Consider the following 26,703-nt stretch of genomic DNA (forward strand, 5'->3'; position numbering starts at 1 on the left):
TTTTAGTCTATGACAGTCACCAAATCCTCAGTAGGTTTTCTCACCTTGACCAGGTTGACCAACCAATCCTGATCTTCTTGTCTGTAGCCCAAGGGCAACAATACGGCGCTACGAAGTCCTTTTTCCCTTAATCCTAAAATTTTATCAACTGCATCAGGGTCAAACCCTTCAATAGGGGTGGCGTCGACACCTTCAAAAGCGGCAGCGGCAATTGCTTGGGAAAAAGCGATATACGCTTGTTTTGCGGCATGATTAAAATTCTCTTCCGCATCTTTTTGGGGATAAGAGCTTAATAGCATCTGACGGTAATTTTCCCATCCTTCGTTTTTGAATCCACGAATTTCATTGGTCAAATCGAACATATAATTGATACGTTCCTCGGTATAGGTATCCCAGGCAGCGAACACCAAAAGGTGCGAACAGTCGGTAATAACGGACTGGTTCCAAGCCACGGGCTTGATTTTCTCTTTGATTTCTTGATTGGTGATCACGAAAATCTCAAAGGGTTGCAATCCACTGGAGGTTGGTGCCAAACGAGCCGCCTCTAGAATGTGGTCTACTTTTTCCTGGGGTATTTTTTTACCATTCATCGCTTTGGCAGCGTATCTCCATTTCAATTTATCTAATAATTCCATTCTTTATATTTATCGTTTTAATTATACTTGGTACTATGTATTTGTAATTAGGTTAATTGGATACTGTCCCATGCTGCCTGATAGGCATCTTCAATATGGGCGTTATCGATGGCACAGGCCCCACGTTCCTGATTGATCATCAAAAACGATAGCGGATTGATCGTATAGGCATATAGCAGGTAATCTGAAATGGGTTTAATGATTCCTTCCTCTTTTCCCCTTTGCCATAAATCGAGTAGAGGCTGAAGGTGTTTTATCCCTTCTTTCCTACTGGACTCATCGATCATGGGCGTATTATCACATTGGGCGAGGAACAAAGCCTCCTCACATTTATTCAATTTAAAATCTGCAATGCGTTTCCATATTATTTCAAATCCTTCTTTGACCGACATATCCTCGGTATAGGTTGCAAAGGCATATGCGGTAAAAGCAGCCTTCACTTCGATATACGCCTTGTTCACCAAATCTTGTTTATTCTCAAAGTACAGATAGATGGTGGCCGGCGATACATTGGCCATTTTGGCGATTTTCGACATGGGTGTTGCATGAAACCCATTGTTGTTCACAAGGGTTATCGTTGCCTTAATCAGGGCGTTGCGCTTGTCTATGCTTTTCTGGAGTTTAGCCATTTTCTTTTTATATTCAGGGCAAAGCTACAAATAAATGAACGTTCATTCTTTTTTTTAACAAAGATTTATAGCATTCCACATGTATCGGTTATGAAGAAAGGTTCCTTTCATCCATAATCTATGTCATTAGCAGGGCTTTACACTAAGGATGATACACAAGACATACGATCGTTGATAATTTCATGGTATTTGTTTTATTGATATAGCAGTAAACCCCGTACTTTTACGGGCTTTTTATACCTATGGAAAAACTTAAGATCGGCGACAAACTATACAACACCAAACAAGACGGATTTACCGATTTTGTACGGTATTCCTTTTCAGAAGTAGTGGAACTCACCAAGACCTTGGCCGTTTTAAAAAATGGGGTAAAATTGATAAACGAGCCCAAGGAATCATACATCACGGAAGATATAGGCTACTCCGTTAACCGCAAGAAAGGGGTACACTGGCATTTAGTCTCCTTGGAGGCAATACGAAAGGCCCAAATGGAAAATGAGAAGATAGCGGCCCATGACTGGTTTGAAAACAAAGAATTCTCCCTTAAGGAAAAAGTATGGATTTATAGGCAGTTTAAAGCCTTCGACAAAAAGGAATAAGTAGCTGTGCTATCAACATTTGAAGAATACAACCAACTTTAAGCCTATATGGTCTGAAGTTGGCAAAACCTTATTTAGATAGTCAAGAAATGGAATATAAATTTACCTTTGTACTTCATTACGTGGTATTTATATTTTGAAAGCTATGCGTTTAATACTATTGTTTATCGGTTTTCTTTTTTTGAGTAGCTGCAAGGATGAGAAAAAATATATTGAAGGTGCAAAAAAACCGATGCCTGAACGTGCCGCACTGAGTAGGGATTCCCAAATTTTCTTGGGCAACAGGTTGTTTTCTGAAAAAACATGCATCACCTGCCATGATATAAACAGAAAGAAGACGGGTCCCTCCATCAAGGAAATCATGAAGGTCTACAAAGCCCAAAATGGCGATATTTTTGCCTTCCTTAAAGGTAATGCCAAGCCTATTGTTGATACCACTGCCAGCCAAGTAGCCATTATGCAGGCCAACATCAATGGTTTTTTAAAAGGAATTTCCGACGAGGAATTAAAAACCATAAGCACCTATATGTTGCATGTTGATGAATTAAACCCTGACCAATAATTTCCAAACCAGAATTACCATTACTACCAAACATTTTCTTTACCCTTTGAAAACTACAAGGATAGGCTCCATATTAAGCTATCAATTCTGTTTTTGAACCATTTTTCTTTCCTATCTTTGATTAGCCTTCTTTCATAAGGTATTTTCCTTTAACCAATACATTCCAACATGTCAAAACCAACCCTAATTGCACTATTGTTTTTGTGTCTGGGCCTTCAATTTGGTCATTCCCAAAAATCAAAAAAAATCACCCAACAACCGCTTGATGAAATTTCGCTTAATGGATTAAAATGGCGGAGTATAGGTCCGGCCATAACCTCTGGAAGAATTTCCGATATTGCCGTTAACCCTAACAATCCGTTTGAATATTATGTAGCGACCTCTTCAGGGGGGGTATGGAAAACCGATAATTCCGGGGTTTCGTACACTTCATTATTTGACAATGAAGGTTCCTACTCCATTGGCTGTGTGACCATAGATCCTACCAATCCGAATGTTATCTGGATTGGAAGTGGGGAAAACAACAACCAACGTTCCGTTTCTTATGGTGATGGCGTCTATAAATCGATGGACGGCGGTAAAAGTTGGAAAAATATGGGTTTACAAACATCCGAACATATAGGGAAGATCATTGTGCATCCTGAAAATCCCGATATGGTCTATGTTGCGGCCATTGGCCCGTTATGGAGCAAAGGTGGTGAACGGGGATTGTACAAAACCAGCGATGGTGGTACAACCTGGGAAGCCATACTAACCGTAGACGAACACACGGGTGTCAACGACATCGTTATGGATCCCAGAAATCCAGATATCTTATACGCATCCACATTCCAACGCAGAAGACATGTATATACCTATGTGGGTGGTGGTCCTGGTTCGGGAATGCATAAAAGTACCGATGGTGGTGCAACTTGGATGGAAATCAATAACGGACTCCCTACCGTGGAATTGGGAAGAATAGGGTTGGCCATTTCCCCTGCCAATCCGGAAATCCTATATGCCATTGTCGAAGCTGCGGATGGTAAAGGCGGATTTTATGTCTCAACCGATAGGGGAGCGAGTTGGGAAAAACGGGGCGACCATAAAACCAGCGGTAATTACTATCAGGAAATTATAGCAGACCCTATTGACGAGAACACCATCTATTCCATGGATACCTGGATGACCGTTAGCCACGATGGGGGCAAGTCCTTCAAGAATGTCGGTGAGGATTTTAAACATGTGGACAACCACTCCATGTGGATAAACCCTAACAATAATAGCCATTGGTTGGTAGGTTGCGATGGTGGTATTTACGAAACCTTTGATGCGGCCAAAAACTGGGATTTCAAAGAAAACCTTCCTGTGACACAGTTCTATAAGGTAGCCTTGGACAATGATGCTCCCTTTTACAATGTATATGGGGGTACCCAGGATAACTTCAGCCTTGGAGGACCTTCCAGGGTGCTTACAAACCATGGTATTCGAAATAGTGATTGGTTTATCACCAATGGAGGTGATGGTTTTGAGTCCCAAGTCGATCCCTATAATCCGGATATCGTTTATGCACAATCCCAATACGGATTTTTAGTACGTTACGATAGAAAGAGTGGTGAAAAAATCGGTATCCAACCCAAGGAGCGAAAAGGGGAGGATGCCTATCGCTTCAATTGGGATGCGCCATTGGCTGTTAGTAAGCATGCCAAAGGTCGTTTGTATTTTGCAGCCAATAAATTATTCCGTTCCAATGATTATGGGAATAGTTGGGAAGTGATCAGCGATGATCTTTCGCAACAAATAAACCGAAATAAATTAAAGGTATATGATCGAGTGGTCAGCATCGATGCCGTGGCAAAAAATGGTTCCACTTCACTTTATGGCAGTATAGTAGCCTTATCGGAATCGCCAATAGATGAAAACCTAATCGCCGTTGGTACTGATGACGGATTGGTCCAAATTACGGAGGATGGTGGAATTACCTGGCGAAAAATCGAAAATATAGCTGGTGCCCCAAAACAGTCCTACGTCAATAATGTGTATTTGTCCCGTCATAATGCCAATGTGATGTACGTTGCCTTCAACCATCATAAATATGGTGATTTCAAGCCATATATCTTTACCTCTCTGGATAAGGGTAAAACCTGGAAAAGTATTGCTTCCAACCTACCGGAAAGGGGTAGTGTTTACGCCATCGAAGAAGACCCCATCGATACCGATCTCATTTTTTGCGGAACGGAATTCGGTGCTTTCTTTTCCCCGGATAAAGGACAACATTGGAAAAAGCTTTCTTCTGGATTACCGACCATTGCGGTTCGCGATATTGCCATTCAAGAACGTGAGAACGATTTGGTATTGGCCACCTTTGGTAGGGGCTTTTATGTAATGGACGATTATTCTGCCTTGCGTACCATCGATAATACGGTTCCGTCAGAAACCGCCATCCTATATCCGGTTCGGGATGCCTTTTCATGGGAAGAAAGTAGTCCGTTAGGGTTACCCGGTAAATCATTTCAAGGCGATAATCTGTATACCGCCCCCAACCTTGGGCCAGAGGCGATGATCACCTATTATTACAATGAAGATTATAAAACGTTGACCGAGAAAAGGACCAAGCGTGAAAGTGAACTTATCAAGGGTAAAAAAGATACGTATTACCCCAACTATGATGCCCTAAAGGCTGAAAAAGAAGAGGAAGCCGCCCAACTGCTCTTTACGATTACCAATGCCGATGGACTTGTAGTTAAAAAGGAATTTGTAAAACCATCGAAAGGACTGCAACGATTCCATTGGAACCTACGATTTACCCCCCAAGACCCCATAGACTTAGATGGACCCGATTTCTATAATCCTTTTGGAGGAGTTGACGAAGGTACGTTGGTGGCTCCAGGAACCTATACCGTTGCCATGCAACGTTATGAAAATGGTCCTTTGAGCGATTTGGCCAACCCTGTCGAATTTCAGGTCAAAGCTTTGAATAATACCACCTTACCAGCTGAAGACAGGGAAGCCAAAGTGGCTTTTCAAAGGGAAGTTTCCAAGTTAATGGCCGATTTGAAAATCTGTCAGAACATCATCAAAGAAAGTAAGCATAAGCTTAAGTATATCAAGGCCGCTATAAAACGTTCAGAGCAACCTTATGGACCTTTAGCAAAATCAGTTACCACCATTGAAAACAACTTAAAGGAAATTGATATCGCCCTATATGGTGACCCCATTAAGTATACATTGGACATCAACCAACCCCAAACTACCGCGAACAGAATAGGGATTATGGGCTATGAACAAAAATACTCTACGTCGACGCCGACCAAAACGCATAAAGACAACTATGCTATTGCTAAAACAGAATTGACCATCATCAAGAAAAAGGTGGAAGCTATTTTCAATAGCGATATAAAACAGTTGGAAGATCGATTAATAAAGTCCGGCGCACCGTATACACCGGGTCGTGGGTATGAGCCTAAGGAATAAAAAGATAAAACAACTATCCTTATCATATCTAAAAAAGAAAGGTCCATGTGGGCCTTTCTTTGTTTAACATATTTTTTTTTGGAATTATGTACTGAACAACCCGTTAATGAATAGTTGCAATGGTTAGAAACGTGCCCTAAAGGAAAAGGCGCTTTGTACGTTTCGAACGGAATAGAATTCTTCCTGTTGATCACTGATATTTCGATGATATCCCAATTCGAGTAATAAATTGGGATTTATCTTATAGCCCATCCCTATATTCAGGTTGGTTTGTATAAGCTCTCCTTCACCAGTAACTTGATTAATATCATACTCGACTTCGGGACCAGCAAAGAGGTATAATTTCCTGTTCAAATGGTATTTGATCAAAAACGAAGAATTAGTACGCTCGTGCGTTCCAAATTTATCATAGAAATGTTGTAACTGAAGATGTAATCTCCTTGAGATTTGATAGTTTACATAAAAGTTTTTGGACACTTCCCCATTTACACCCACTGGATAACGTGCCCCATAAACCGAGATACCGGTATTTATTTCAAAATCGGTATTTACCGGCGGTTTTTCAATAAGTTCCTGTGCGGTTATAGATAAGGGTAGGGTAGTGAGGAACAAAAAAAACAAGGAATATCGCATACCTAAAAATAGAAAATAATCATTTTTAAAACACTGTTTCATAACATATTATAGATTATTTAACAATTAAACCCCTCGTTCAGGAAGCTTATACCAGGGCACATTCCATATGGACTTTTCGGTAAATTCCCGTTAGGCCAAAAAAAGCACCCTATTTTTAGGGTCCTTCAATTATATGATGAATGAATTCCATTAAGTAGACATGGGGCAATTAACACATTCACTTTCACAGATGTAATTCCCATGCTTATGAACCGTGCAGGTCACCACATTACCTTACTTCACTTCCTGTAAGTCCATTTTACAAACCGGACAGGTACCAGGTTCATCATACGTTTTGCCATCCTCACAATCCATGGGGCACTGGAAGGTAGCTGAAGCATGTAATTCTTCATGGGTTTCTATCTTGGGTTCGGCTTTTTGGTCCTTACACGAGGTAAGAGCCATCATGGTAAATACCAATAATAAAAGAGAAAAGGAGGTTGACTTGATTTTCATGGAATTTATTTTTTTTAGGATATGTCATTTTTAAGTGGAACATCCTTTGTAATGGTCCCAAATATATTAAAATAATAGCCCGTTGTAATTTATTCACACACGTCCGTTTGATGTTTTTTTAATAAAAGAGTGATTTTTGGATTTTAATACATTCTAAATAATATCAGGATTTGACGCTATTCGGGTATTCGGAATAAATTTAACTTCCTACCTTAAAACCCTTAAAACAAAACCAACCGAATGTCGAAAAAGCAACAAACCGATCAAGAAGGGATTTTGGCCCCTATTGCGCTCAAGGAAAAAATAGGGTATGGACTGGGTGATTTGGGTTTCAATTTCTATTGGGCCAATATTTCCGCCTTTCTCTTGATCTTTTATACCGATGTCTTCGGAATTTCCGCCGCCGCCGCCGGTACCATGATGTTGGTGACGAAAATTGTCGATGCATTTACCGACCCCGTAATGGGAGCCATTGCCGATCGCACAAAAACCCGTTTTGGTAAATTTAGACCCTATTTGCTGTGGGGAGGCTTGCCCATGGCGGCTGCCGGAGTAATGACCTATACGACACCAGATTTGGCCGAAGGGGGCAAGGTGATATGGGCCTATGGCACCTACACCCTAATGATGATGATGTATACGGTACTAAGTGTCCCTTATTCCGCACTATCGGGGGTCATCACAGGAAGAAGTCAGGATAGGACCGAACTGGTCAGTTTTCGTTTCATCGCGGCATTTACCGGCACCACTTTGGTCAACTTTTTCACTTTAGACCTCGTAACCTTCCTTGGCAATGGGAATGAAACCTTAGGATGGCAATTGACCATGGGGGTTTATGGTATTTTGGCCACCATTTTATTCGCCCTTGTATTTTACACAACCAAAGAACGGATTTCACCCCCGGAACACCAAAAAACAAATGCCTTTGGCGACATTAAGGATTTGTTGAAAAACAAACCATGGTTAGTATTGTTCAGCATCGCATTGATCATTATGATTACCATTACCATGCGTGCCGGGGCATCCATTTATTATATTAAATATTTTGTGAAACGTCCGGACTTGATCAAGTATTTCCTTACGGCCTACGGACTCGCTTTAGCGGCTGGGGCAGCATTGACCCCGTTATTGACAAAGTTCATGGATAAGAAGAACCTCCTCATGTTACTCATGACCATTACCGGGGTTTTATCCATACTTTTTTATTTTATTCCCAGTGATGCCATTTGGCTCATGTTCACCGTTCATATATTAATTGGGCTTGCTTTAGGGCCTAAATCCCCTTTGGCGTTCTCAATGTATGCGGATACGGCCGATTATACCGAATGGAAAACAGGTAGAAGAGCCACCGCCATGACCTTTTCCGCGGCCATTTTTTCCCAGAAATTAGGTGGGGCCTTGGCCTCATTCGCTATCGGGACGGTATTGGCTACCATGGGATATGTCGCCAATGAGGCACAGTCCAACGCCTCCCAAACGGGAATTATATGGACCATTAGTATAATGCCGGGCATTGTGGCCCTATTCGCCGCTTTTGTAATGCGCTATTACACCTTGGACAATACCTTGCTCAAAAAAGTACAACGTGAATTGAAAGAACGAAAGTCAGCAGAACAACAATGATCCAACCTGTAGAAAACGGAGCTCGACTAGAGCTCAATAGCCCCATAAAATTACCAAATGCATCCGCTTTTCTGTGGAATAGGAAAATGATGGTCCATATGAATTGTCGTGGTTATACCGTAGCCCAGTTTATGCAACCGGAACCTTCAAAATATGCCCACGCGCCCAATCTGGAAGCGAAAACCTTTATGCAACCGGAACAACCGTATTATGCACATCATCCCGGTCGTTTTTTTTACATAAAGGATGAAGAAAGCAAAGAACTGTTCTCGGCCCCCTACGCTCCTATAAAAAAGCCCTTGGATAGTTATATTTTTTCCGCTGGTAAAAGTGATATCCTATGGAAGATCGAACATGACGGACTCTATATTGAAATGCGTTTAAGCCTTCCTTCCAACGAAGCCCTGGAACAGTGGAGCTTTACGATTAAAAACAATACTCCAATAACCCGAAAAATCAGTATATACCCTTATTTTCCCGTAGGTTATATGTCGTGGATGAATCAATCCGGGGAATATAATGAAAACCTTAATGCCATTGTATGCTCCTCGATTACACCCTATCAGAAATACAAGGAATACGATAGGATAAAAACGCTAAAAGACAAGACGTATCTTCTTGCAGACACCGTACCGACCTCATGGGAAGTAAACCAAGCTGCTTTCGAGGGCGAAGGCGGACTCCATAATCCCACAGGTATAGCCGGGATCGAACTGCTTAAAGGGGATGCCCGATACGAAACCCCCGCATGTGTACTACAATATCGATTGGAATTGGAACCTGAACAAGAAAAAACCTATCGATTTTTATTCGGCCCCGCCAAAGATGAAACTGAAATTGCAGATATTGGAAAACGTTACTTTAACGATACTGCCGAGAATGGAGCGAGCGGATTTGATACGGTCAAGCAGGAATACGACAACTACATATCCAAAGGCAAGGGGTGTCTGCAGATCAAAACCCCGGATCCGGCATTGGATAATTTCGTGAACCATTGGCTGCCACGACAAATTTATTACCACGGGGAAACCAATCGATTAAGTACCGATCCACAAACCCGGAATTACCTACAGGATAATATGGGTACTGGTTACATACAGAAAGAAGTAGCCCGTCAGGCCTATATTACTGCTTTAAGCCAACAAGAAGAGAATGGCGCCATGCCCGATGGCATCTTGATCCATGAAGATGCCGTATTGAAATACATCAACCAAGTGCCCCATACCGATCATTGTGTCTGGTTACCGGTCTGTTTAAAGGCCTATTTGGATGAAACCAATGATTACGGTTTATTACAGGAAATCGTCCCTTTTGCGAATACCAAGAAAACCGCGACCGTTGCGGAGCATATATCCCTCGCTATGCTTTGGTTGTATACGACCAGGGATGAAAGAGGTTTGAACTTTATTGAGCAAGGAGATTGGTGCGACCCCATGAACATGGTCGGTCCTAAAGGAAAAGGCGTCTCGGGATGGTTATCTATGGGAACCGCTTACGCCTTAAAAACATGGGCTGGGATATGTAGAAATAACAATACCATTGCACTTGCCGAGGAATTTTCCAAAAAGGCAGCGGAATTGAATTCCGCAATCAACACCCACCTGTGGGATGGCAATTGGTACGCTCGGGGTATTACCGATGACAATGTTGTTTTTGGTGTTAAGAAAGACCCTGAAGGACGTATTTTCTTAAACACCCAAGGTTGGGCCTTATTATCGGGTTGTGCCGACGAGGAAAAAAGTAAAAAAATCATAGCTGCTGTACAAAATGAATTGGAAACGCCCTATGGCGTGGAAATGTTGGCCCCTTCATTTACAAAAATGCGTAAGGATGTGGGGCGTGTTACCCAGAAACACCCGGGTTCTGCCGAAAATGGGGCCGTATATAACCATGCAGCAACCTTTTATATATTTGGCCTGTACACGACGGGGCATACTGAAAAAGCCTATGAGGTACTTCGTAAAATGATTCCAGGTCAGGATGAAACCGATTTGGTGCAAAGAGGACAACTACCGGTTTTTATCCCCAATTACTATCGGGGTGCCTATCGACAATTTCCGCGCACTGCGGGTAGATCAAGCCAATTGTTCAATACAGGGGCCGCCCCATGGTTCTACCGCTGTTTGATTGATGGTCTGTTTGGTCTAAGGGGTGATATAGACGGACTCCATATAAATCCACAACTACCGAAGGAATGGGATAGGGTAGAGGTCCTTCGTCAGTTTAGGGGAGCTACTTACAAGGTGAACATACAACGGGAAGCCGGTATTTCAAAAACAATAGTCGCTGTAAATGGCCAAATTTTGGAATCACCGGTCATTACAAACATCGAAAAAGGTATTTTTGATGTAGACGTTCGCATTCCGAAAGTATAGTTTCTCTATATCGGCAAATAGGTTAGGCCCACCAATGATATTCCGAATTCTAAAGCATGGGTGGTAATTGTGTGGCATACAATTATTCACGCACACCTCATATTATGTGTTGTTTTATGGGTTTACGCCCAAATTTTGTTCAATCGATCTAATTTTAAATTAAGTTCGTAAAATGAAAAAAATACTTGTTCTGTTTTCTCATCCCAAGTTCGAAAGTTCTAGGGCCAATGCCGTTCTGGTCGACCATATCAAGGATATAGAGGGAGTAACCTTTCATGATCTCTATGAGCGCTACCCTGATTTTCATATTGATGTACCGGCTGAAAAAGCATTATTAGATCAGCACGATGTCATTATATGGCATCACCCATTGTATTGGTATAGTTGTCCTCCTTTAATGAAACAGTGGATGGATATGGTTTTGGAGTTTAATTGGGCCTATGGCCCAAAGGGTAAGGCCTTACAATCCAAAATATGCTTCAATACCATTACCGCTGGTGGTTCACGAGATCTTTACTGTTCGGCCGGCACGAACACTTTCTCGGTAAACGAGTTCTTAAGACCATTTGAACAAACCGCAAAATTATGTGGAATGACCTTTTATCCACCTTTTGCCGTCATGGGAACCCATCAATTGACAAATGATGAATTAATACAACATGCCCATCAATACAGTTCCTTGATCGATTTATTACAACAAGGTGTTACTGTGGGCGATTTTAAAGGCTGTGCATTTCTAAACGATATTCCCCAACTAAATACCAATTAATTTATGACAGGAAGTATACTTTTTCAAGCCATCGTATTTTTAGCGGGCGCCATTATCTGTGTATCCATCGCCAAACGACTGGGTCTAAGCTCTGTTTTGGGATATTTGTTGGCCGGTGTTTTAATAGGTCCATACGTGTTGGGATATATTGGGGAAGACGGTCAGGATATTCTTCATTTTGCGGAATTTGGGGTAGTGGTCATGTTGTTTTTGATCGGACTCGAAATCGAACCCAAAAACTTCTGGAAAATGCGGAAAACCATTCTCGGTATGGGGGGCATTCAAGTGGCGGGGACCATGTTGCTATCGTATGCCCTTTTTTTGTTTATGGGTTTTGAATGGAAAGTATCCCTAGTCATATCAATGGCCGTTGCCCTATCGTCTACGGCTATCGCATTGCAAACGATTAAAGAAAAAGGGTTGATGGATACTACCTTTGGTTCTTCTTCCTTTTCTATTTTACTCTTTCAGGATATCATCGTGATCTTCATGCTGGGTGCCATTCCCTTATTGTCAAACGCAGAAGGGGGAACCACCGGGGGAAATCATGGCGAGCATGCCAATTTACTCGATACCTTACCGTTAGGGTTTCAAACACTGGCTATTATTTTATCGGTGGTATTGATTATCGTCGCAGGTAATTATTTAATCGTACCCATGTTACGAAAAGTGGCTAATACCGGGGTACGTGAACTGTTGATCGCTGCTGCCTTATTGATTGTTTTCGGTATCTCGTACTTAATGGAATATGTAGGGTTGAGTCCGGCATTGGGGGCGTTTCTAGGGGGTGTTGTACTTGCCAACAGCGAGTTCAAACACGAACTCGAAAGCACATTGGAACCCTTTAAGAACTTGCTTTTGGGATTGTTCTTTATGGCAGTGGGCGCTTCGATAAATTTTGTGGTCATTGCTAAAAGTCCCTTGACCATTGGGGGGGTATTGCTTGCCATCATTCTTTTAAAAGCCTTGGTTTTGTTTATTACCGGACATATTTTCAAATTAAAACTGGATCAAAAATTATTGCTCACCTTCAGTTTGGCCCAAATCGGTGAGTTTGCCTTTGTATTGCTCTCCTTTGCCTTCAACCTGAATATCCTGAATAATGACCAAATGGATATGATGTTGGTGATTACCGCCTTGACCATGACCTTCACACCGATTATCGGGATGCTGAACGAACGATTGATACTCCCTAGACTTGGAACCAAGGAATCGATACAAAGACCTATGGACCATATTGCAAAATCCCAAAAGATAATCCTTGTCGGTTTTGGACATTTTGGCAGTACCGTAGGTCGCTTTTTACGCTCACATGGGGTAGAGGCTACCATATTGGAACAAGACTCCAACCGGGTCGATTTTCTTCGTAAAATGGGCTTTGAAGTCTATTACGGAGATGCAACACGTATAGATTTGTTGGAATCGGCAGGTATTGCCGAAGCAAAAATACTGATATGCGCCATAGATAACCCCGATGTAACCCGTGAGGTAGCCAAACTGGTTAAAACCAAATACCCCCATGTGGAACTAATGATCCGTGCACAAAATAGATTTGACGCCTATGGATTGTTGAACATGGGTATTGAAAATATTTATCGTGAATCCCTGGAAACTTCCTTAACGCTCGCCAAGGACGTTCTCAGTAAGATGGGCTTCAGAAAATATACACTGAACAGGCAGGTGAAAAATTTCATAAAGTATGATGAAGAGACCCTAAGGCGGTTGGCAAAGGAACCTAAAGACGAAAAGAACTATATTTTTAAGGCAAGGCAGGAGTTGGAACAACAGGAAAAATACTTGAATGAGGATTTCAAAAGAGGCATCGTAGAATACGATAAGCATTGGGATAGTGAAGCCATTCGGAAGACGTTATTAAAAACTGAAGACAATATGTAGCACCCATAATGTTGTTCATCGATGAATTGTACGTGTTTGTCGAGATACTTACTTTATTGGTACATTAACGTTTTCAATACCAAGTGATACAACTAGCTTTGCTTTCAAATAATAATTGTTCTAAACAAAATAAATGAAAAAAATAGTAGTATCACTAACCCTAATAGCTGCATTATCAAGTTGCAATAGTGTTAAAAACATGAACACTTCAAATATTGCCGACGCAGCGTCCTTATTAAGTTCTTTAAGCTCAAATTCAACGGTACAACAAGTAGCCAGTCTGTTTAGTTTATTGGACACGAATAAAGATGAAGCCATCCAATCAACCGAAGCCATAGGATCGGTAGCCGACAATTTCGATGTGTTGGATACCAATAACAATTCAAGCCTTAACCTAACGGAATTGGAAGGAATACTTGCCTTATTAAAATAAAGGAACTGTTTCTTTAAGAAAAGGTATATTCTTTGGAATATGCCTTTTTTTTATGCCTTCTAATACCACTTTCTGTAAAATGTATACATCATTCCGTAAAATATATACGTTCTACCCGTAACATCACAGTACTTTTACACCGTAGAAATCCGAACTCCTGATGAATTCAAAATACAATGATCAATAAGGAATTATGGAATTGACGGAAAAAATTTATATTTAAGATCATGACAACCTTCATCCATATAGACTCGATTACCAAAGCGCATGAGTTATTGGGATTGCAGCCACCAAAACACCCTTTGGTTTCTATAATACCCGTTGAGGACGTGCGGCATGACTTTGATTTCGAAGATGTTCGATTAACTTTGGGCTTATATATTGTTAGCTTAAAGGAAGGAATGCAATGCAATTTCGGCTACGGACGAAATTCGTATGATTTCACTAATGGTACCATGATCTTCACGAAACCAGGGCAAGTTTTAACTCCTGAAAATCAAGGCACCTCTGAAAATCCAAAAGGGTGGATGCTTTTGTTCCATCCCGATCTTATCCGTAAATCGCAATTGGGCAATTCTATCGAAAACTATTCCTTCTTTTCCTATGAAATTTTTGAGGCACTTCATCTTTCTGAAGAAGAAAAACAGACCGTTACGGACCTTATCCATAAAATCGAAGCGGAATTCCGTCAGCATATCGACAAGCACAGTCAAAAATTAATCATAGCCACTATTGGGTTGCTGTTAGACTATTGCATGCGTTATTATGACCGTCAATTTTATGTACGCACTAACCTGAACCAAGATTATGTGTCGAACTTCGAGACCTTGTTGAGCTCTTATTTCCAGTCGAGCAAACCATCGGAACTCGGTCTTCCAACCGTGAAATATTGTGGTGAGCAACTTCAGATGTCCTCCAACTATTTAAGTGATCTCTTAAAAAAAGAAACAGGAAAAAGTGCTAAAGACCATATCAATACATTTGTAGTAAACAGGGCCAAAAACAAACTTATGGGCAGTAAGGCTTCAGTAAGTCAAATTGCCTATGACCTTGGTTTCGACTATCCCCAACATTTCAGTACCCTTTTTAAAAAGAAGACCGGTATAAGTCCGGCTAAATACCGAACCCTCAACTAAAACATATTGAAACGATTTTTAAAATTTCTTAAAAGAATGATCATAGCTTTAATTCTACTTGTGGCCGTATTGGTTAGTACATACTTTTTATTCAACGCCTACTACCCATCGTTTGGGGGTGAAGTAAATAAAGAACGACAAACAAAATATGCGACTTCGGCCCAATTCGATAATGGTAAATTCGTAAATATCCACCGTGTGAATATGAATAAAGGTTTTTCTGAAACCCTGGCTATGGCCCGCAAATTCTTTTTTGAGAAAGTAGAGAATGGAAGACCTAAGCACGATTTAGCGGTTCAAAAAATAGATTCTTCCAATATTGCCGATTATGCAAGTCCGACCCGATTTGTTTGGTTCGGACATTCTTCCTTCTTGATCCAGATGAACCATAAGAACATTTTATTGGATCCCATGTTCGGTGAAGTCCCGGCTCCGCTTCCCTTTTTAGGGGGAAAACGTTTTAGTGCGGAACTGCCCATTGAAATACGGAAACTGCCAAAAATCGATGCCGTTATCATTTCCCATGACCATTATGACCACTTGGATTACGAGTCCATTTCATTGTTAAAGGATAAAGTGGGTACATTTTACACACCCCTAGGCGTTGGTGTGCATTTGGAAACTTGGGGTGTTTTAAAGGAAAATATTGTTGAGATGGACTGGTGGCAGGAAACCACTTTTGATGATTTACAGTTTGTCTGCACACCAGCGAGACACTTTTCTGGCCGAAAATTCTCCAATGGCCAAAGTACCTTATGGTCTTCCTGGGTTATTAAATCGGCTACGGAAAATATCTTTTTCAGTGGTGATAGCGGATACGACAGTCATTTTAAGGCAATTGGGGACAAATACGGTCCCTTTGATTTTGCCATGATGGAATGTGGACAATACAACAAGATGTGGCCCGATATCCATATGTTCCCCGAAGAAACGGCCCAAGCCGGAATGGACTTAAAGGCAAAAAGGATAATGCCCATCCATTGGGGTGCCTTTAAATTGGCCTTACACCCATGGACAGATCCCGTACAACGTGTTACCAAAAAAGCAAAAGAATTGAATTTACCGATAATTACGCCCCAAATAGGCAATGCCTTTTTACTTCAGGATCAAAACATCGATAACCAGGATTGGTGGCGATAACTATAGATGACCTATTACCAAACCCATACCTGTATGGCATCCAAATGTTGAAAAAGGGATTTAATACATTGTTTCCCATTTCCGCCAAAATATAAAAAGTCTGATCCATGGCCATGGATTGCCGATTTTAAAAGGATCTCATTGACCTATAATGGTTTCTGAATTCCGACGGGGTACTTTTTGTTTTTAATTTGAATATCCTTGAGAAATACGCATAATCATCATACCCCAAAATTTCCGCAATAGCTGCCAAAGGGCTTTCGGAATGTACCAAAAGGCGTTTGGCCTCCAATAAAACACGTTCTGTTATAAGTTCTGAAGAGGTTTTGCTTAGGGTACTCTTTGTAATCCTATTCAAGTGCTTGGTGGTGATATTTAGTTTTTCAGCATAAAATGCAGGTGATTTTTCCGTTCTATAGAACTCTTGAACCAGGATTTCCAGATGTCGTAACGCGTTGAGGTAGGTCGATGACACCTCGGTGCCCTGTGATTCGGAAGTCGCGTACAAGCGGGTAAGGTCTATATAGGTAAGATGGATAAGGCTTGATAATTTCTGTTGCTTGAAAGGGTCCATTTTATGATATTCATCGTTTATCTCTTTAAAACGGGAAATCACAGGTTCAAGCGTATCGGTGCTCAATTGTAGATTTGGTGGATTCTCATAGGAATAATAAAATGGGAATTGGATAAGCTTGGCATTTGAAAAGGTAAATTCAAAGAAATCCTGCGTATGGAAAAAGATATAACCTTCGGGGTCATGCTCGAATTTCCACGAATGGGTCTGTCCCGGTTTTAGAAAAAACACACTACCAGACAGCACAGGGTAAGTGACAAAGTCAATTTCATGACTTCCTGTACCTTTTGAAAAAACGACACATAAAAAAAAGTCGTGCCGATGGGGAACATAGACAAGGTCTTTATTCTTACTCAAATGAGGCCCAAGTCGATTACTATAAAAATCATTTAAGGATTCTTCATTCTCAAATTGTTCAATATTCAGTATCGGTATCAAGGGCATATTCTTTAATAATGTCCTAAAAGTACAAAAAATAGCGATTATTATGTAAGTTAGAAAAGGGTTGTACAACTATCTTTGTTGGTGCTAAAACAGCGGTATTCAGCGATTCTTTAAATAAAAAACAATCAAAACCAGTCGTTATGAGCTTTTTAAAGGGAACAAAGATTTATAGTATATTCACAGGTGCATGTCCTGTTTGTCATAATGAAAGTATGTATAGGGTACAAAACCCCTATAAACTTGGCAGTACTTTGAAAATGAACGAACGCTGTAGTCATTGTGATACGAAATACAAAATGGAGCCCTCTTTCTTTTACGGGGCCATGTATGTGAGTTATCCGGTTGGCCTGTCATTTGCAGGTGCCGCATTCGTCCTGTGCTATCTTATCCTCAATTTAAGCTTGATTACGACTTATTGCATTATCGTTGCTGTGATGATCGTGGCACTGCCCATAATACTCCGGATTTCAAGGAATATATGGATCAATATTTTTAAAAATTATCAGAAACAGGAGTTAGGGACAGAATAAAAATAGCCATAGCCAAACGATTTACCATCCTGTACCATGCAACCTATGCTTGCCCTAGATCTGGATTATTTTGGAATGCTCCATAAAGTAGGACTCAAAACGTTTTAATTTGGGATGTAATTCTTCTGAATACAGCACATATTGGCATTTTTGAATGCTCTGGGTAATGGAAATAATAGCACTGGAGTCTGATTTTTGAATCAAGAAACCTGCATCGTCGATACTGAATATCTTCAATTGTGAGGTACTCACCCCATTCAATAGGAACAACTTATTCATGGTCTTGGGCGTTGAAATAAGAATATCCACCCCCTCAAAAATCTCAGATTTCTGTATATCGATATGCAATTCTTCATAACCGACATAAACACGTAACGAATTGTATTTGGTATACGTTAAAAAAGCTTGGTATAATTCCAACGCCTTTTCCTTGTTTTCTACCAGAACGACTGCCCTTGGAGCGTTTCCCACCGCTTCACATTTTAATTTGTGCAACGTGGTAAGTATAAGCGTGGTGGTTTTCCCACTATCTTTTGGTGCGGCACAAAATACGTTGGCTCCACTTTTTATAACCGGTATACTGCGGCTTTGAAAAGGGGTAGGGGTTGTAATATCCTTACGCTCTAGGCGCTCAAGTATATTGGTGTGTAATTTTTTAAAAGGCATAGGCTTTAAAAGGATAACGTTTTGGTATACTGTTCCATTTGAACAGGGCAAATATAACACCTTGAAATGAAAAGAAATCCTCTTCGCAAAATAGTTGCTTTTATACGTTTTGGACCCTTCCCTTTTTTAAAGCTGTTCCGGCTAAAATAAAAAAGCCTGTTTTTACGCTAAGTGGTTCAGAATAAAGGTGTAGTTTCGCGCCTCGTAAAAAAAGACTATGAAACGTATAAATCAATATAAGAAGCTCTTTGGTGTTGAAAAGGATATCGAACTTAAGACATTAAAGACCACATACCGTAATTTGGTAAAGGAATGGCATCCTGATAAATTTCAAGAAGGTGATGTCGAACGGGAAGAGGCTGAAGTGAAAAGTCGTTCTATTATTGATGGATACCATTTTTTGGTAAGTATCGCCCCAGAAACCTTGACTGCGAATCTAGACGCGTATACTGAGACCATCTCCAATTCAGGAATCGCGGAGTTTATCCATAACGGCTTGGTTTTGGAAATCACTTTTTCTGATGGAACGACGTACGAATACTTTGGGGTTACCAAACCTATTTATATAAAGATGGTAAATGCCAACAAATTGAATCGATTTGCAAAACGCTCAATCTATCCAAAATACACGTACAGAAAATCAAAACGTACCCTTCAGGAAGCTTAAACTGCGGAATAAACATACATCGTTAAGGCATATTTTATAGCCTTTAAGAAGAATTAGTACAGCACTTTACACGATTGCCCATTTCGTGTAGTTATCTTTGTGCAAATCCATTACATTATATGTCAAATCAATTTTCCGCTTTAGGAATCAATGAACAACTTCTAGAAAGTCTAACCGAATTAAAGATTTCCGTTCCCACGGATATCCAAAAAAAGACCATTCCAATACTCTTGAACCAAAAAGAGGATGTCGTTGCTTTGGCAAAAACGGGAACCGGTAAAACGGCTGCGTTCGGTCTGCCTTTGTTGCAATTGATAAACCCGGAAAAAACGGATGTACAGGCGCTTATATTGGCCCCTACACGGGAATTGGGTCAACAAATTTACACGAACCTCGTTTCGTATGCATCCCACAGTCCGGCCATTTCCATTGCCTCCGTTTGTGGTGGTATTCCCATAAAACCCCAAATAGAACGCTTAAAAGAAGCGACGCATATTATTGTGGCCACACCAGGCCGATTGATCGATTTGATCCAGCGTGAGGCCGTCAGCATTAAAAAATTGAAATATTTGGTCTTGGACGAGGCTGACGAGATGGTCACAGCCTTAAAGTCCGACTTGGATACCTTAGATGCGGAGATGCCCAAATCGAGAAGGACATTGTTGTTTACCGCCACCATGCCGGGAACCGTAAAGCAATTGGTACAAAACTATATGTCGAAACACGTGGTGCACCTAGAGGCCGATATGGCCCAAATGGGACACCAAGGTATAGACCATAAATACATCGTCGTTGAGCCCATTGAAAAGTTGGAGGTTTTACTTCATTTTCTAAATAGCAAGGAAGGACAACGTGGAATTATTTTTTGTAAGACCAAAGCGGCCGTAAATAAATTGGCAAAGAAATTGGCCATTAATAAATTCTCCTCCGGGGCCATCCATGGTAGTCTAAGCCAAGGCATCCGTGATCGGATCATGGGACAGTTCAGGGAAGGATACATAGATATTCTCGTGGCCACCGATTTGGCAGCCCGTGGTATCGACGTAAAGGAAATTTCCTATGTGGTCAATTATCACCTACCAGATACTTATGAGGCCTATGTACACCGTAGTGGCCGAACAGCTAGGGCAGGGGCAAAGGGACTTTCACTAAGCATCATACAAGAAGAGGAACTTCCTGATATTCCCGAGTTTGAAAAGGAATTGGGACTGGTTTTCTCCGAGTTGAAGAAGGAAAGTGAAGCCGATCGGGAAGAAATAAATTTGGTGCTTTGGGCCAAGAAAATATTCAAAACCAAACCCAACCGTACCGTTTCTTCTGAAACCAAAGAAAAAATAAAGACTATTTTCCATCATTTGACCAAAGAGGAATTGATGGAAAAAGTACTGGCCGATCATTTGATGCACGGTACTCCCCATACTAAAACCGAAGCTTCGCAAAAGAAGTAGTCCCTATGGCCAATACAATTCGCAATCAACAGGAAATACTGGACAAATTAAGGATTCCCGCATTGAACCCCATGCAAGAGGAAGCACTCGAGGTCATCGAGAAAACAGGGAATACCGTACTGCTTTCCCCAACGGGTACCGGAAAGACTTTGGCTTTCTTATTACCGCTTCTACAAAACTTAGATCCTGAATGCACCGAAGTTCAGGCTTTGATACTAGTCCCTTCGCGGGAACTGGCCATTCAGATAGAACAAGTGGTACGTGATATGGGTTCAGGTTTTAAAGTGAATGCCGTATATGGGGGTAGACCTATCTCCAAGGATAAAATTGAATTGAAACACACTCCCGCTATTTTAATCGGAACCCCAGGCAGGATCGCTGACCATTTTGGTAGTGGCCGTTTTTCGAAATCGGATATCAAGACCTTGGTATTGGATGAATTTGACAAATCGTTGGAAACCGGTTTTGAGGGAGAGATGAGTACCATCATCAATCAATTGCCAAATCTTGAAAAACGTATTCTTACCTCCGCCACCCAGGGTGTTGAAATTCCGGCTTTTGTACGATTGGACAAGCCGAGCATCATCGATTATCTGGACTTGAAGCAAGAATCCAGACTGGCCATTAAAACGGTGATTTCCCCCGATAAGGACAAATTACGGACCCTTGTGGATTTACTCCTCCACATCGGTAATCAACCGGGTATCATATTTTGCAACTTTAAGGACAGTATAGAACGGGTTAGTTCGTTTTTGGATAAAAACCGTATCAACCACACTTGCTTTTCAGGAGGTATGGAACAGCGGGACAGGGAACGCTCATTGATCAAATTCAGGAACGGAACTTGCCAAGTATTGGTCGCTACGGATTTGGCCGCACGGGGCATCGATATTCCCGAAATGAAATACATTATCCACTATGAGCTTCCAAGAGCCGAGGAAGAGTTTACCCATAGAAATGGCAGAACCGCCCGGGTAAACGAAAAAGGAACCGCGTATGTGTTGCAATGGGAAAAAGAATTCATACCCGAGTTTATCAAAGGTGTGGAAACTATCGATATATCAAAAAAAGCACCCCGTGAACCCCAATTCTGGGAAACCCTCTTTATTTCAGGAGGCAGAAAAGATAAGATCTCCAAAGGGGATATTGCCGGACTCTTCTTTAAACAAGGCGGTCTCAACAAAGACCAATTGGGTGTTATCGAATTAAAACAGGATTGTGCCTTTGTTTCCGTTCCTTTGTCCATCGCCGATCAATTGGTTCAAAAACTGAACAATTCCCGTTTAAAGAATAAGAAAGTACGTGTTACCGTCCTGTAATAATCGAGGGTGGCCGAACTTTTAACAACTCCTTATTATTATTTCTTGGAGCGAATCTTATTTTTGCAAAAATTAAAATAGGTGTAATACATTGATTTTACCATTAGACAGTTTGTATATACACCCCTTTTCAATTTGAAAAACAGTAATAATCATCATGGATAAAAGTCCTAAAGTAAGTGCCAAAAAGTCTAGAATACGGTTGTTGCACCAATACTATTCCTATACTGGTTTTTACGCCTTTGTCAAGTCCAGCTTAGGTAAGGTAATCATACCTATATCCTTATTTATCATAGGATTGTGGCTCGTTCATTTATATGTTATCGATTTTCATGATCTATTCACTTCGATTACCACAACGTATAGCCCCATAGTGATCCTTAGTGTTTTCCTTGCTACGGAATCGCTTTTAGGGTTGGTACCTCCTGAGATTTTTATTGCTTGGGCCGGTAAGACCGATACACCGATTATCTATTTATCGATCCTTGCGTTTTTATCCTATCTAGGGGGTATAATTTCCTTTTTTGAAGGAAAGGCCATTTCAAAAGTACCCTCGATGAAGACCTATTTTGAAGTGAAGATGGCAAAACATATGAAGATGATCCGCAAATGGGGTGGATTTTTAATTATAGTAGGAGCATTATTACCCATTCCCTTCGCTTTGACCAGTGTTGCGGCCGGACTTATCCATTACCGATTTCGAAATTATTTGCTCTTCGGATTATTGCGATTTGTACGTTTTTACCTGTATGCTATCGTTATATTCAATGTTTTTTAGGGAATAGCACTTATTTCTATCGAATTCATAACCGTTACGTGGGTTACGAGCACAGTTTATCTACATCGTAATATAAAGTATAAGCCCCTACCTTATACGTTGATTCCAGTTTTGGAAGCAAGGAATAAACGTAATTGCCGCCGCATCTATCCAAGATAAAAATATCCGAAAATTGATGAAACACGTATTTCAACCTTTTTTAATGCCCCCATGGTTGATGTTAAGATAATAGTACCTAATTCTGTATTATCGTATTTAATAATAAAATATCTTTAGACAGAATACATTAACAATCCATCGCATATGCATGCATACCTATTCCCTGGACAAGGCACCCAATTTCCCGGTATGGGAAAAGCGTTATATGAATCCTCCGAATTGGCACAAGACTATTTTAAAAAAGCCAACGCTATTTTAGGATTTTCAATTACCGATGTCATGTTCGAAGGGTCCAATGAGGATTTGAAACAAACACAGTTTTCCCAACCGGCCATTTTTTTACATTCCTATATCCTGACCAAGACCCTTGGAAGTACCTTTAAGCCCGATATGGTCGCAGGACATTCCCTGGGTGAGATAACCGCTTTGGCCGCCATTGGTTCCTTGGATTTTGAATCGGCATTGAAACTCATCGCCAAACGGGCCTCACTTATGCAAAAAGTATGTGATGATAAGAATATGGGTATGGCCGTGGTAGTGGGTTTATATGATGTAATCGTATCGGATATCTGTAAGCATATCGACGGTATTGTTGTACCGGCCAATTACAATGCCCTTAAACAAGTGGTTATTTCCGGAGAAAGGAAAGCACTGAAAGAAGCGTGTGACAAACTACGCCCGGGGGCACTTGCCATCGTGGATTTACCGGTAAGTGGCGCCTTCCATTCTCCCCTTATGGAACCTATTGTTGAGGAATTCAGTTTGGCCATTGCCGAAACCGAATTCAAAAAACCAACCTGTCCCATTTATCAGAATGTCACAGCACGCCCTTGCTATGAAGTTGGAATGATAAAGAAAAACCTCATCGATCAATTGACGCATCCGGTAATGTGGCGACACATTATGCTCCATATGGAAGAGGATGGGGCTACTGAATTTACGGAGATCGGTCCAGGAAACTTTTTAAGGGGACTTGTGCGTCAAATCCATAAAAATGTAACTACAAACGGAATTTCGTAAGTGGCAAGAATACATTCCAAACCATTTGAATTACAATCATTAAAGGACTGCCTAGGTCTTATGCGGTTTTCGAGTCAAACCACCACAGAATAATCCGGCTTTTCTTATTTCCCTGTGCCATGGGAATGATATGGTAATCCGCCTTTGCTTTTTTTAGTTGTTTTTCAATCTTAAGGAGGTTTTCCGCCTTGGCGACCAGACTGGAAAATACGCGTACCTGATCTTTGAACACCAAACTTTCCTTGATCAATCGTTTTATGAAGAGCGCCTCCCCACCATTACACCAGAGTTCATTCGCTTGTCCCTCGAAATTAAGCCTGAGTTCGTGTTTGTTGATGCCACCTTCCAAATTCCTAAGTTTTCTAAACGAACCTCTTTGGGCTTCTTCCTTAGTGCTGTGGAAGGGTGGATTGCAAATGGTAAAATCAAATTGCTCCCCGGGTTGGATAATATCCTTAAAGAGATACCCCTTATTCCCTTGGTGACGCACCTCGACGCGATCTTGTAAGGTTTTGGTGGATTCTATGTTCGCTTTCGCTATGGCTACGGCTTTGGAATCACTCTCCGAACCTACCATAGTCCAATTGAAATGTTGGGCTCCCAGAATACAATAGATACCGTTAGCGCCCGTGCCAATATCCAGTCCGCATAATTCGGCACCGACATCCATGCCAAATTTTTCCGAAAGAAAATCTCGTAAATGCAAGAGATAATCCAATCGTCCTGGAATAGGAGGGATGAGATACCCTTCTGGCAATCCGTAATCGGTGAGTTTAAAATCGGCCAAGAGTATCGCTTTATTCAAAGTATATACCGCCTGGGAAACACTAAAATCAATGGTCTCCTCTCCAGTAGGGTTCAAAACGATATACTTTTTCAATTCAGCATGGTGCGCTACCAATCTTTTTAGATCGTATCGTTCACCATATGGATTTTGTGGATGCATAATGGCAAAGATATAGGATTTAGAAAGGCCAAACTTGAAAGTTTTGCCTGAATGGAACCTATGCCCATTAAAATTTCAATTCAAGGCCGATATGATCAAACAACCCTTTTTTTATTACAATTTCATTTCCATCTAGGACAAAAAATCATTAAAAGATCCAAAAAACCGACCATTTTTTAAGATTTTACGTTAAATATTCTTTGAGCCATTTTATAGCCTTTAATTTAGCCGCCGATAAAGAATTAAGTTAAATAATTGAAATTTCAGAATATGAGTAAAGTAAAGGCCAACGATACGGTTAAAGTACACTACACAGGAAAATTAAGTAACGGTCAAGTTTTTGACAGCTCAGTGGATAGGGACCCTTTAGAGGTAACCTTGGGCCAAGGGGCCTTGATACCAGGTTTTGAAAAAGGCCTTATCGAAATGGAGGTCAATGAAAACAAAACAATTACCATTCCCAAGGAAGAGGCTTATGGTGAAGTACAAAAAGAACTTTTTCAAAAGGTAAGGAAAGAAGAGCTTCCTGAAGACATGGTACCTGAAGTAGGTATGGGACTTATGGCTAAAAATCCCGATGGGACCGAGCAGCCTTTACGGGTAGCCGAAGTAAACGAGGCCGATATTATCATCGATGCCAACCATCCCTTGGCTGGTCAAGATCTGACCTTTGAACTGCAAGTGGTTGAAATAAAATAGATTCCATCAATACATACTATAGAAAAAAAAAGGAAGGCGGTTCGCCTTCTTTTTTTTTGCATATCAAGCGATTTACAAAACCAATATCCCCTAAGGGGAACCATAACCAACCGCTGTCGTTTTATTCTATCAAAAATCCTTCTTTTAGACCAATAAAACCCTTCTTCCTACTAACTCTCTTTGGCTGAAATGTATTAATTTTGATTGTTCTACAATCAATACAATCAATACAAACCATGAGTATCCTAGTTGCCACAAATTTTTCCAAACTATCTGAAAACGCTATTCTCTATGCAGCTTCCGTAGCGAAAAAACTTCATACCAAGCTAATACTATATAACGCCTTCAAACTTCCTATCCATGCTTCGAATGCCCGTTTGTCAGCAACATTTGTTGAGGGGTTAATCGAAAAGAACAGGAATAGATTGCACGAATCCGCCCAGGATTTATATCAAAAATTCGGCATTGAGGTAATTGTCGAAACCAGTTTTAGTAGTTTGGACCAGGAAGTGGACCATTTGATGAAAGTACATGATTGCCGATTTTTAGTGATAGGGATGTCCCCTAAATCCATGGAACAAAATTTATTGGGAAACCCTGCAACGACCTTAATAAGTATGAAACGGTTTCCGGTTTTGGCCATTCCGATACATGCAAAGTTCACAGAATTCAAAAAAATACTGCTTGCTTGTGATTTGCTGGAAGATATCCCCGTTAAAACATTGGCCAAATTACGGCAATTAGCGGTTCAACTAAAATCGGAAGTCACTGTTTTTTATGTGGAGAAAGAACTTAACCAATTGAGGACGGTTACCCATGATTCCATTGATAAGGAATTGGAAGATGTGACCTATTTTTATAAGAATGTACAATCGAATACGGTTATTGATGCCTTAGAAGAGGAAATCAAAAAATCACAGCCTGATTTATTGGTAATGATGCCCAAAAAATATGGGTTCTGGGAGTCCATCATGCACAAGAGTAAAACAAGGGTAATGGCATCGGGATTGAATATTCCCTTATTGTCGATTCCAATCAAATAGTATTTGAAATCCTGTCTATCAAGATTACTTGG

General features: G+C 40.8%; 25 protein-coding genes. 18 read left to right on the top strand and 7 right to left on the bottom strand.

What is annotated here, in order from left to right; all coding sequences use genetic code 11:
* Positions 1–2: 2 nt before the first annotated feature.
* Both HPE56_RS00970 and HPE56_RS00975 read right to left on the bottom strand, forming a co-directional pair.
* Entirely contained in the window at positions 3–635 is a 633-nt protein-coding gene (locus HPE56_RS00970) for a nitroreductase family protein (protein WP_188241901.1), read from the bottom strand.
* Positions 636–682: 47 nt separating this feature from the next.
* The gene (locus tag HPE56_RS00975) at positions 683–1,264 is read right to left on the bottom strand and encodes a TetR/AcrR family transcriptional regulator (RefSeq protein ID WP_188241902.1); all 582 of its coding nucleotides are present in this window, start codon (positions 1,262–1,264) and stop codon (positions 683–685) included.
* A 242-nt stretch (positions 1,265–1,506) separates the two neighbouring features.
* Here HPE56_RS00975 and HPE56_RS00980 point away from each other — a divergent pair, with 242 nt between their 5' ends.
* From HPE56_RS00980 to HPE56_RS00990, 3 genes are all read left to right on the top strand, one after another.
* Entirely contained in the window at positions 1,507–1,863 is a 357-nt protein-coding gene (locus HPE56_RS00980; RefSeq protein WP_109654551.1) for a pyruvate kinase, read from the top strand.
* Between the two features lie 145 nt (positions 1,864–2,008).
* Positions 2,009–2,425: a c-type cytochrome gene (locus tag HPE56_RS00985; RefSeq protein WP_188241903.1), complete on the top strand. Its 417-nt coding sequence runs from the start codon at positions 2,009–2,011 to the stop codon at positions 2,423–2,425.
* Positions 2,426–2,593: 168 nt separating this feature from the next.
* Complete coding sequence (locus HPE56_RS00990) at positions 2,594–5,875, top strand: VPS10 domain-containing protein (protein ID WP_188241904.1); 3,282 nt, start codon at positions 2,594–2,596, stop codon at positions 5,873–5,875.
* Between the two features lie 123 nt (positions 5,876–5,998).
* Here the strand turns inward: HPE56_RS00990 and HPE56_RS00995 are convergent, their stop codons facing one another.
* Both HPE56_RS00995 and HPE56_RS20230 read right to left on the bottom strand, forming a co-directional pair.
* Positions 5,999–6,550, bottom strand: coding sequence for a hypothetical protein (locus HPE56_RS00995; protein WP_188241905.1), 552 nt, complete (start codon positions 6,548–6,550; stop codon positions 5,999–6,001).
* 234 nt (positions 6,551–6,784) lie between these two features.
* Positions 6,785–7,006 (bottom strand): heavy metal-binding domain-containing protein, encoded by a 222-nt coding sequence (locus tag HPE56_RS20230; RefSeq protein WP_223170134.1) that lies wholly within the window; start codon positions 7,004–7,006, stop codon positions 6,785–6,787.
* A 240-nt stretch (positions 7,007–7,246) separates the two neighbouring features.
* Between HPE56_RS20230 and HPE56_RS01005 the strand changes: the two genes are divergently transcribed.
* The 7 genes from HPE56_RS01005 to HPE56_RS01035 all read left to right on the top strand — a co-directional run bounded on the left by HPE56_RS01005 (position 7,247) and on the right by HPE56_RS01035 (position 16,378).
* On the top strand, positions 7,247–8,629 hold the full coding sequence (locus tag HPE56_RS01005) for an MFS transporter (protein WP_188241906.1): 1,383 nt from the start codon (positions 7,247–7,249) through the stop codon (positions 8,627–8,629).
* Complete coding sequence (locus HPE56_RS01010; RefSeq protein ID WP_188241907.1) at positions 8,626–11,004, top strand: GH36-type glycosyl hydrolase domain-containing protein; 2,379 nt, start codon at positions 8,626–8,628, stop codon at positions 11,002–11,004. Before HPE56_RS01005 ends, HPE56_RS01010 begins: the two co-directional genes overlap by 4 nt.
* A 172-nt stretch (positions 11,005–11,176) precedes the next feature.
* Positions 11,177–11,773: an NAD(P)H-dependent oxidoreductase gene (locus tag HPE56_RS01015; protein WP_188241908.1), complete on the top strand. Its 597-nt coding sequence runs from the start codon at positions 11,177–11,179 to the stop codon at positions 11,771–11,773.
* A gap of 3 nt (positions 11,774–11,776) precedes the next feature.
* Positions 11,777–13,669 (top strand): monovalent cation:proton antiporter-2 (CPA2) family protein, encoded by a 1,893-nt coding sequence (locus HPE56_RS01020; RefSeq protein WP_188241909.1) that lies wholly within the window; start codon positions 11,777–11,779, stop codon positions 13,667–13,669.
* 133 nt (positions 13,670–13,802) lie between these two features.
* Entirely contained in the window at positions 13,803–14,102 is a 300-nt protein-coding gene (locus tag HPE56_RS01025) for a hypothetical protein (protein ID WP_188241910.1), read from the top strand.
* Positions 14,103–14,329: 227 nt separating this feature from the next.
* Entirely contained in the window at positions 14,330–15,238 is a 909-nt protein-coding gene (locus HPE56_RS01030; RefSeq protein ID WP_188241911.1) for a helix-turn-helix domain-containing protein, read from the top strand.
* 36 nt (positions 15,239–15,274) lie between these two features.
* Positions 15,275–16,378, top strand: coding sequence for an MBL fold metallo-hydrolase (locus tag HPE56_RS01035; protein WP_188241912.1), 1,104 nt, complete (start codon positions 15,275–15,277; stop codon positions 16,376–16,378).
* A 127-nt stretch (positions 16,379–16,505) separates the two neighbouring features.
* On the opposite strand, the gene HPE56_RS01040 is transcribed toward HPE56_RS01035, so the two are convergent.
* Complete coding sequence (locus HPE56_RS01040; protein ID WP_188241913.1) at positions 16,506–17,396, bottom strand: AraC family transcriptional regulator; 891 nt, start codon at positions 17,394–17,396, stop codon at positions 16,506–16,508.
* Between the two features lie 140 nt (positions 17,397–17,536).
* Here HPE56_RS01040 and HPE56_RS01045 point away from each other — a divergent pair, with 140 nt between their 5' ends.
* A complete protein-coding gene (locus tag HPE56_RS01045; protein WP_188241914.1) occupies positions 17,537–17,926 on the top strand; it encodes a DUF983 domain-containing protein in 390 nt (129 codons plus the stop codon).
* Between the two features lie 54 nt (positions 17,927–17,980).
* On the opposite strand, the gene HPE56_RS01050 is transcribed toward HPE56_RS01045, so the two are convergent.
* A complete protein-coding gene (locus HPE56_RS01050) occupies positions 17,981–18,592 on the bottom strand; it encodes a DEAD/DEAH box helicase (RefSeq protein ID WP_188241915.1) in 612 nt (203 codons plus the stop codon).
* Positions 18,593–18,809: 217 nt separating this feature from the next.
* Between HPE56_RS01050 and HPE56_RS01055 the strand changes: the two genes are divergently transcribed.
* The 5 genes from HPE56_RS01055 to fabD all read left to right on the top strand — a co-directional run bounded on the left by HPE56_RS01055 (position 18,810) and on the right by fabD (position 23,983).
* The gene (locus tag HPE56_RS01055) at positions 18,810–19,259 is read left to right on the top strand and encodes a KTSC domain-containing protein (RefSeq protein ID WP_188241916.1); all 450 of its coding nucleotides are present in this window, start codon (positions 18,810–18,812) and stop codon (positions 19,257–19,259) included.
* 119 nt (positions 19,260–19,378) lie between these two features.
* Positions 19,379–20,707 (top strand): DEAD/DEAH box helicase, encoded by a 1,329-nt coding sequence (locus tag HPE56_RS01060; RefSeq protein WP_188241917.1) that lies wholly within the window; start codon positions 19,379–19,381, stop codon positions 20,705–20,707.
* A 5-nt stretch (positions 20,708–20,712) separates the two neighbouring features.
* Positions 20,713–22,026 carry a DEAD/DEAH box helicase gene (locus HPE56_RS01065; protein WP_188241918.1) on the top strand — a complete coding sequence of 438 codons (1,314 nt, stop codon included), beginning with the start codon at positions 20,713–20,715 and terminating at the stop codon, positions 22,024–22,026.
* Positions 22,027–22,183: 157 nt separating this feature from the next.
* Entirely contained in the window at positions 22,184–22,804 is a 621-nt protein-coding gene (locus HPE56_RS01070) for a YqaA family protein (protein ID WP_188241919.1), read from the top strand.
* Positions 22,805–23,107: 303 nt separating this feature from the next.
* On the top strand, positions 23,108–23,983 hold the full coding sequence (gene fabD / locus HPE56_RS01075) for an ACP S-malonyltransferase (RefSeq protein WP_188241920.1): 876 nt from the start codon (positions 23,108–23,110) through the stop codon (positions 23,981–23,983).
* A 58-nt stretch (positions 23,984–24,041) separates the two neighbouring features.
* On the opposite strand, the gene rlmF is transcribed toward fabD, so the two are convergent.
* Positions 24,042–24,929, bottom strand: coding sequence for a 23S rRNA (adenine(1618)-N(6))-methyltransferase RlmF (rlmF, locus tag HPE56_RS01080; RefSeq protein ID WP_188241921.1), 888 nt, complete (start codon positions 24,927–24,929; stop codon positions 24,042–24,044).
* Positions 24,930–25,199: 270 nt separating this feature from the next.
* On the opposite strand from rlmF, the gene HPE56_RS01085 reads away from it, so the two are divergent.
* Both HPE56_RS01085 and HPE56_RS01090 read left to right on the top strand, forming a co-directional pair.
* Complete coding sequence (locus HPE56_RS01085; RefSeq protein WP_188241922.1) at positions 25,200–25,628, top strand: FKBP-type peptidyl-prolyl cis-trans isomerase; 429 nt, start codon at positions 25,200–25,202, stop codon at positions 25,626–25,628.
* A 236-nt stretch (positions 25,629–25,864) separates the two neighbouring features.
* The gene (locus HPE56_RS01090; RefSeq protein WP_188241923.1) at positions 25,865–26,671 is read left to right on the top strand and encodes a universal stress protein; all 807 of its coding nucleotides are present in this window, start codon (positions 25,865–25,867) and stop codon (positions 26,669–26,671) included.
* Positions 26,672–26,703: the final 32 nt, after the last annotated feature.

This window comes from Maribacter aquimaris, assembly GCF_014596745.1.
In the GTDB taxonomy this organism is placed as follows: Bacteria; Bacteroidota; Bacteroidia; order Flavobacteriales; family Flavobacteriaceae; genus Maribacter_A; species Maribacter_A aquimaris.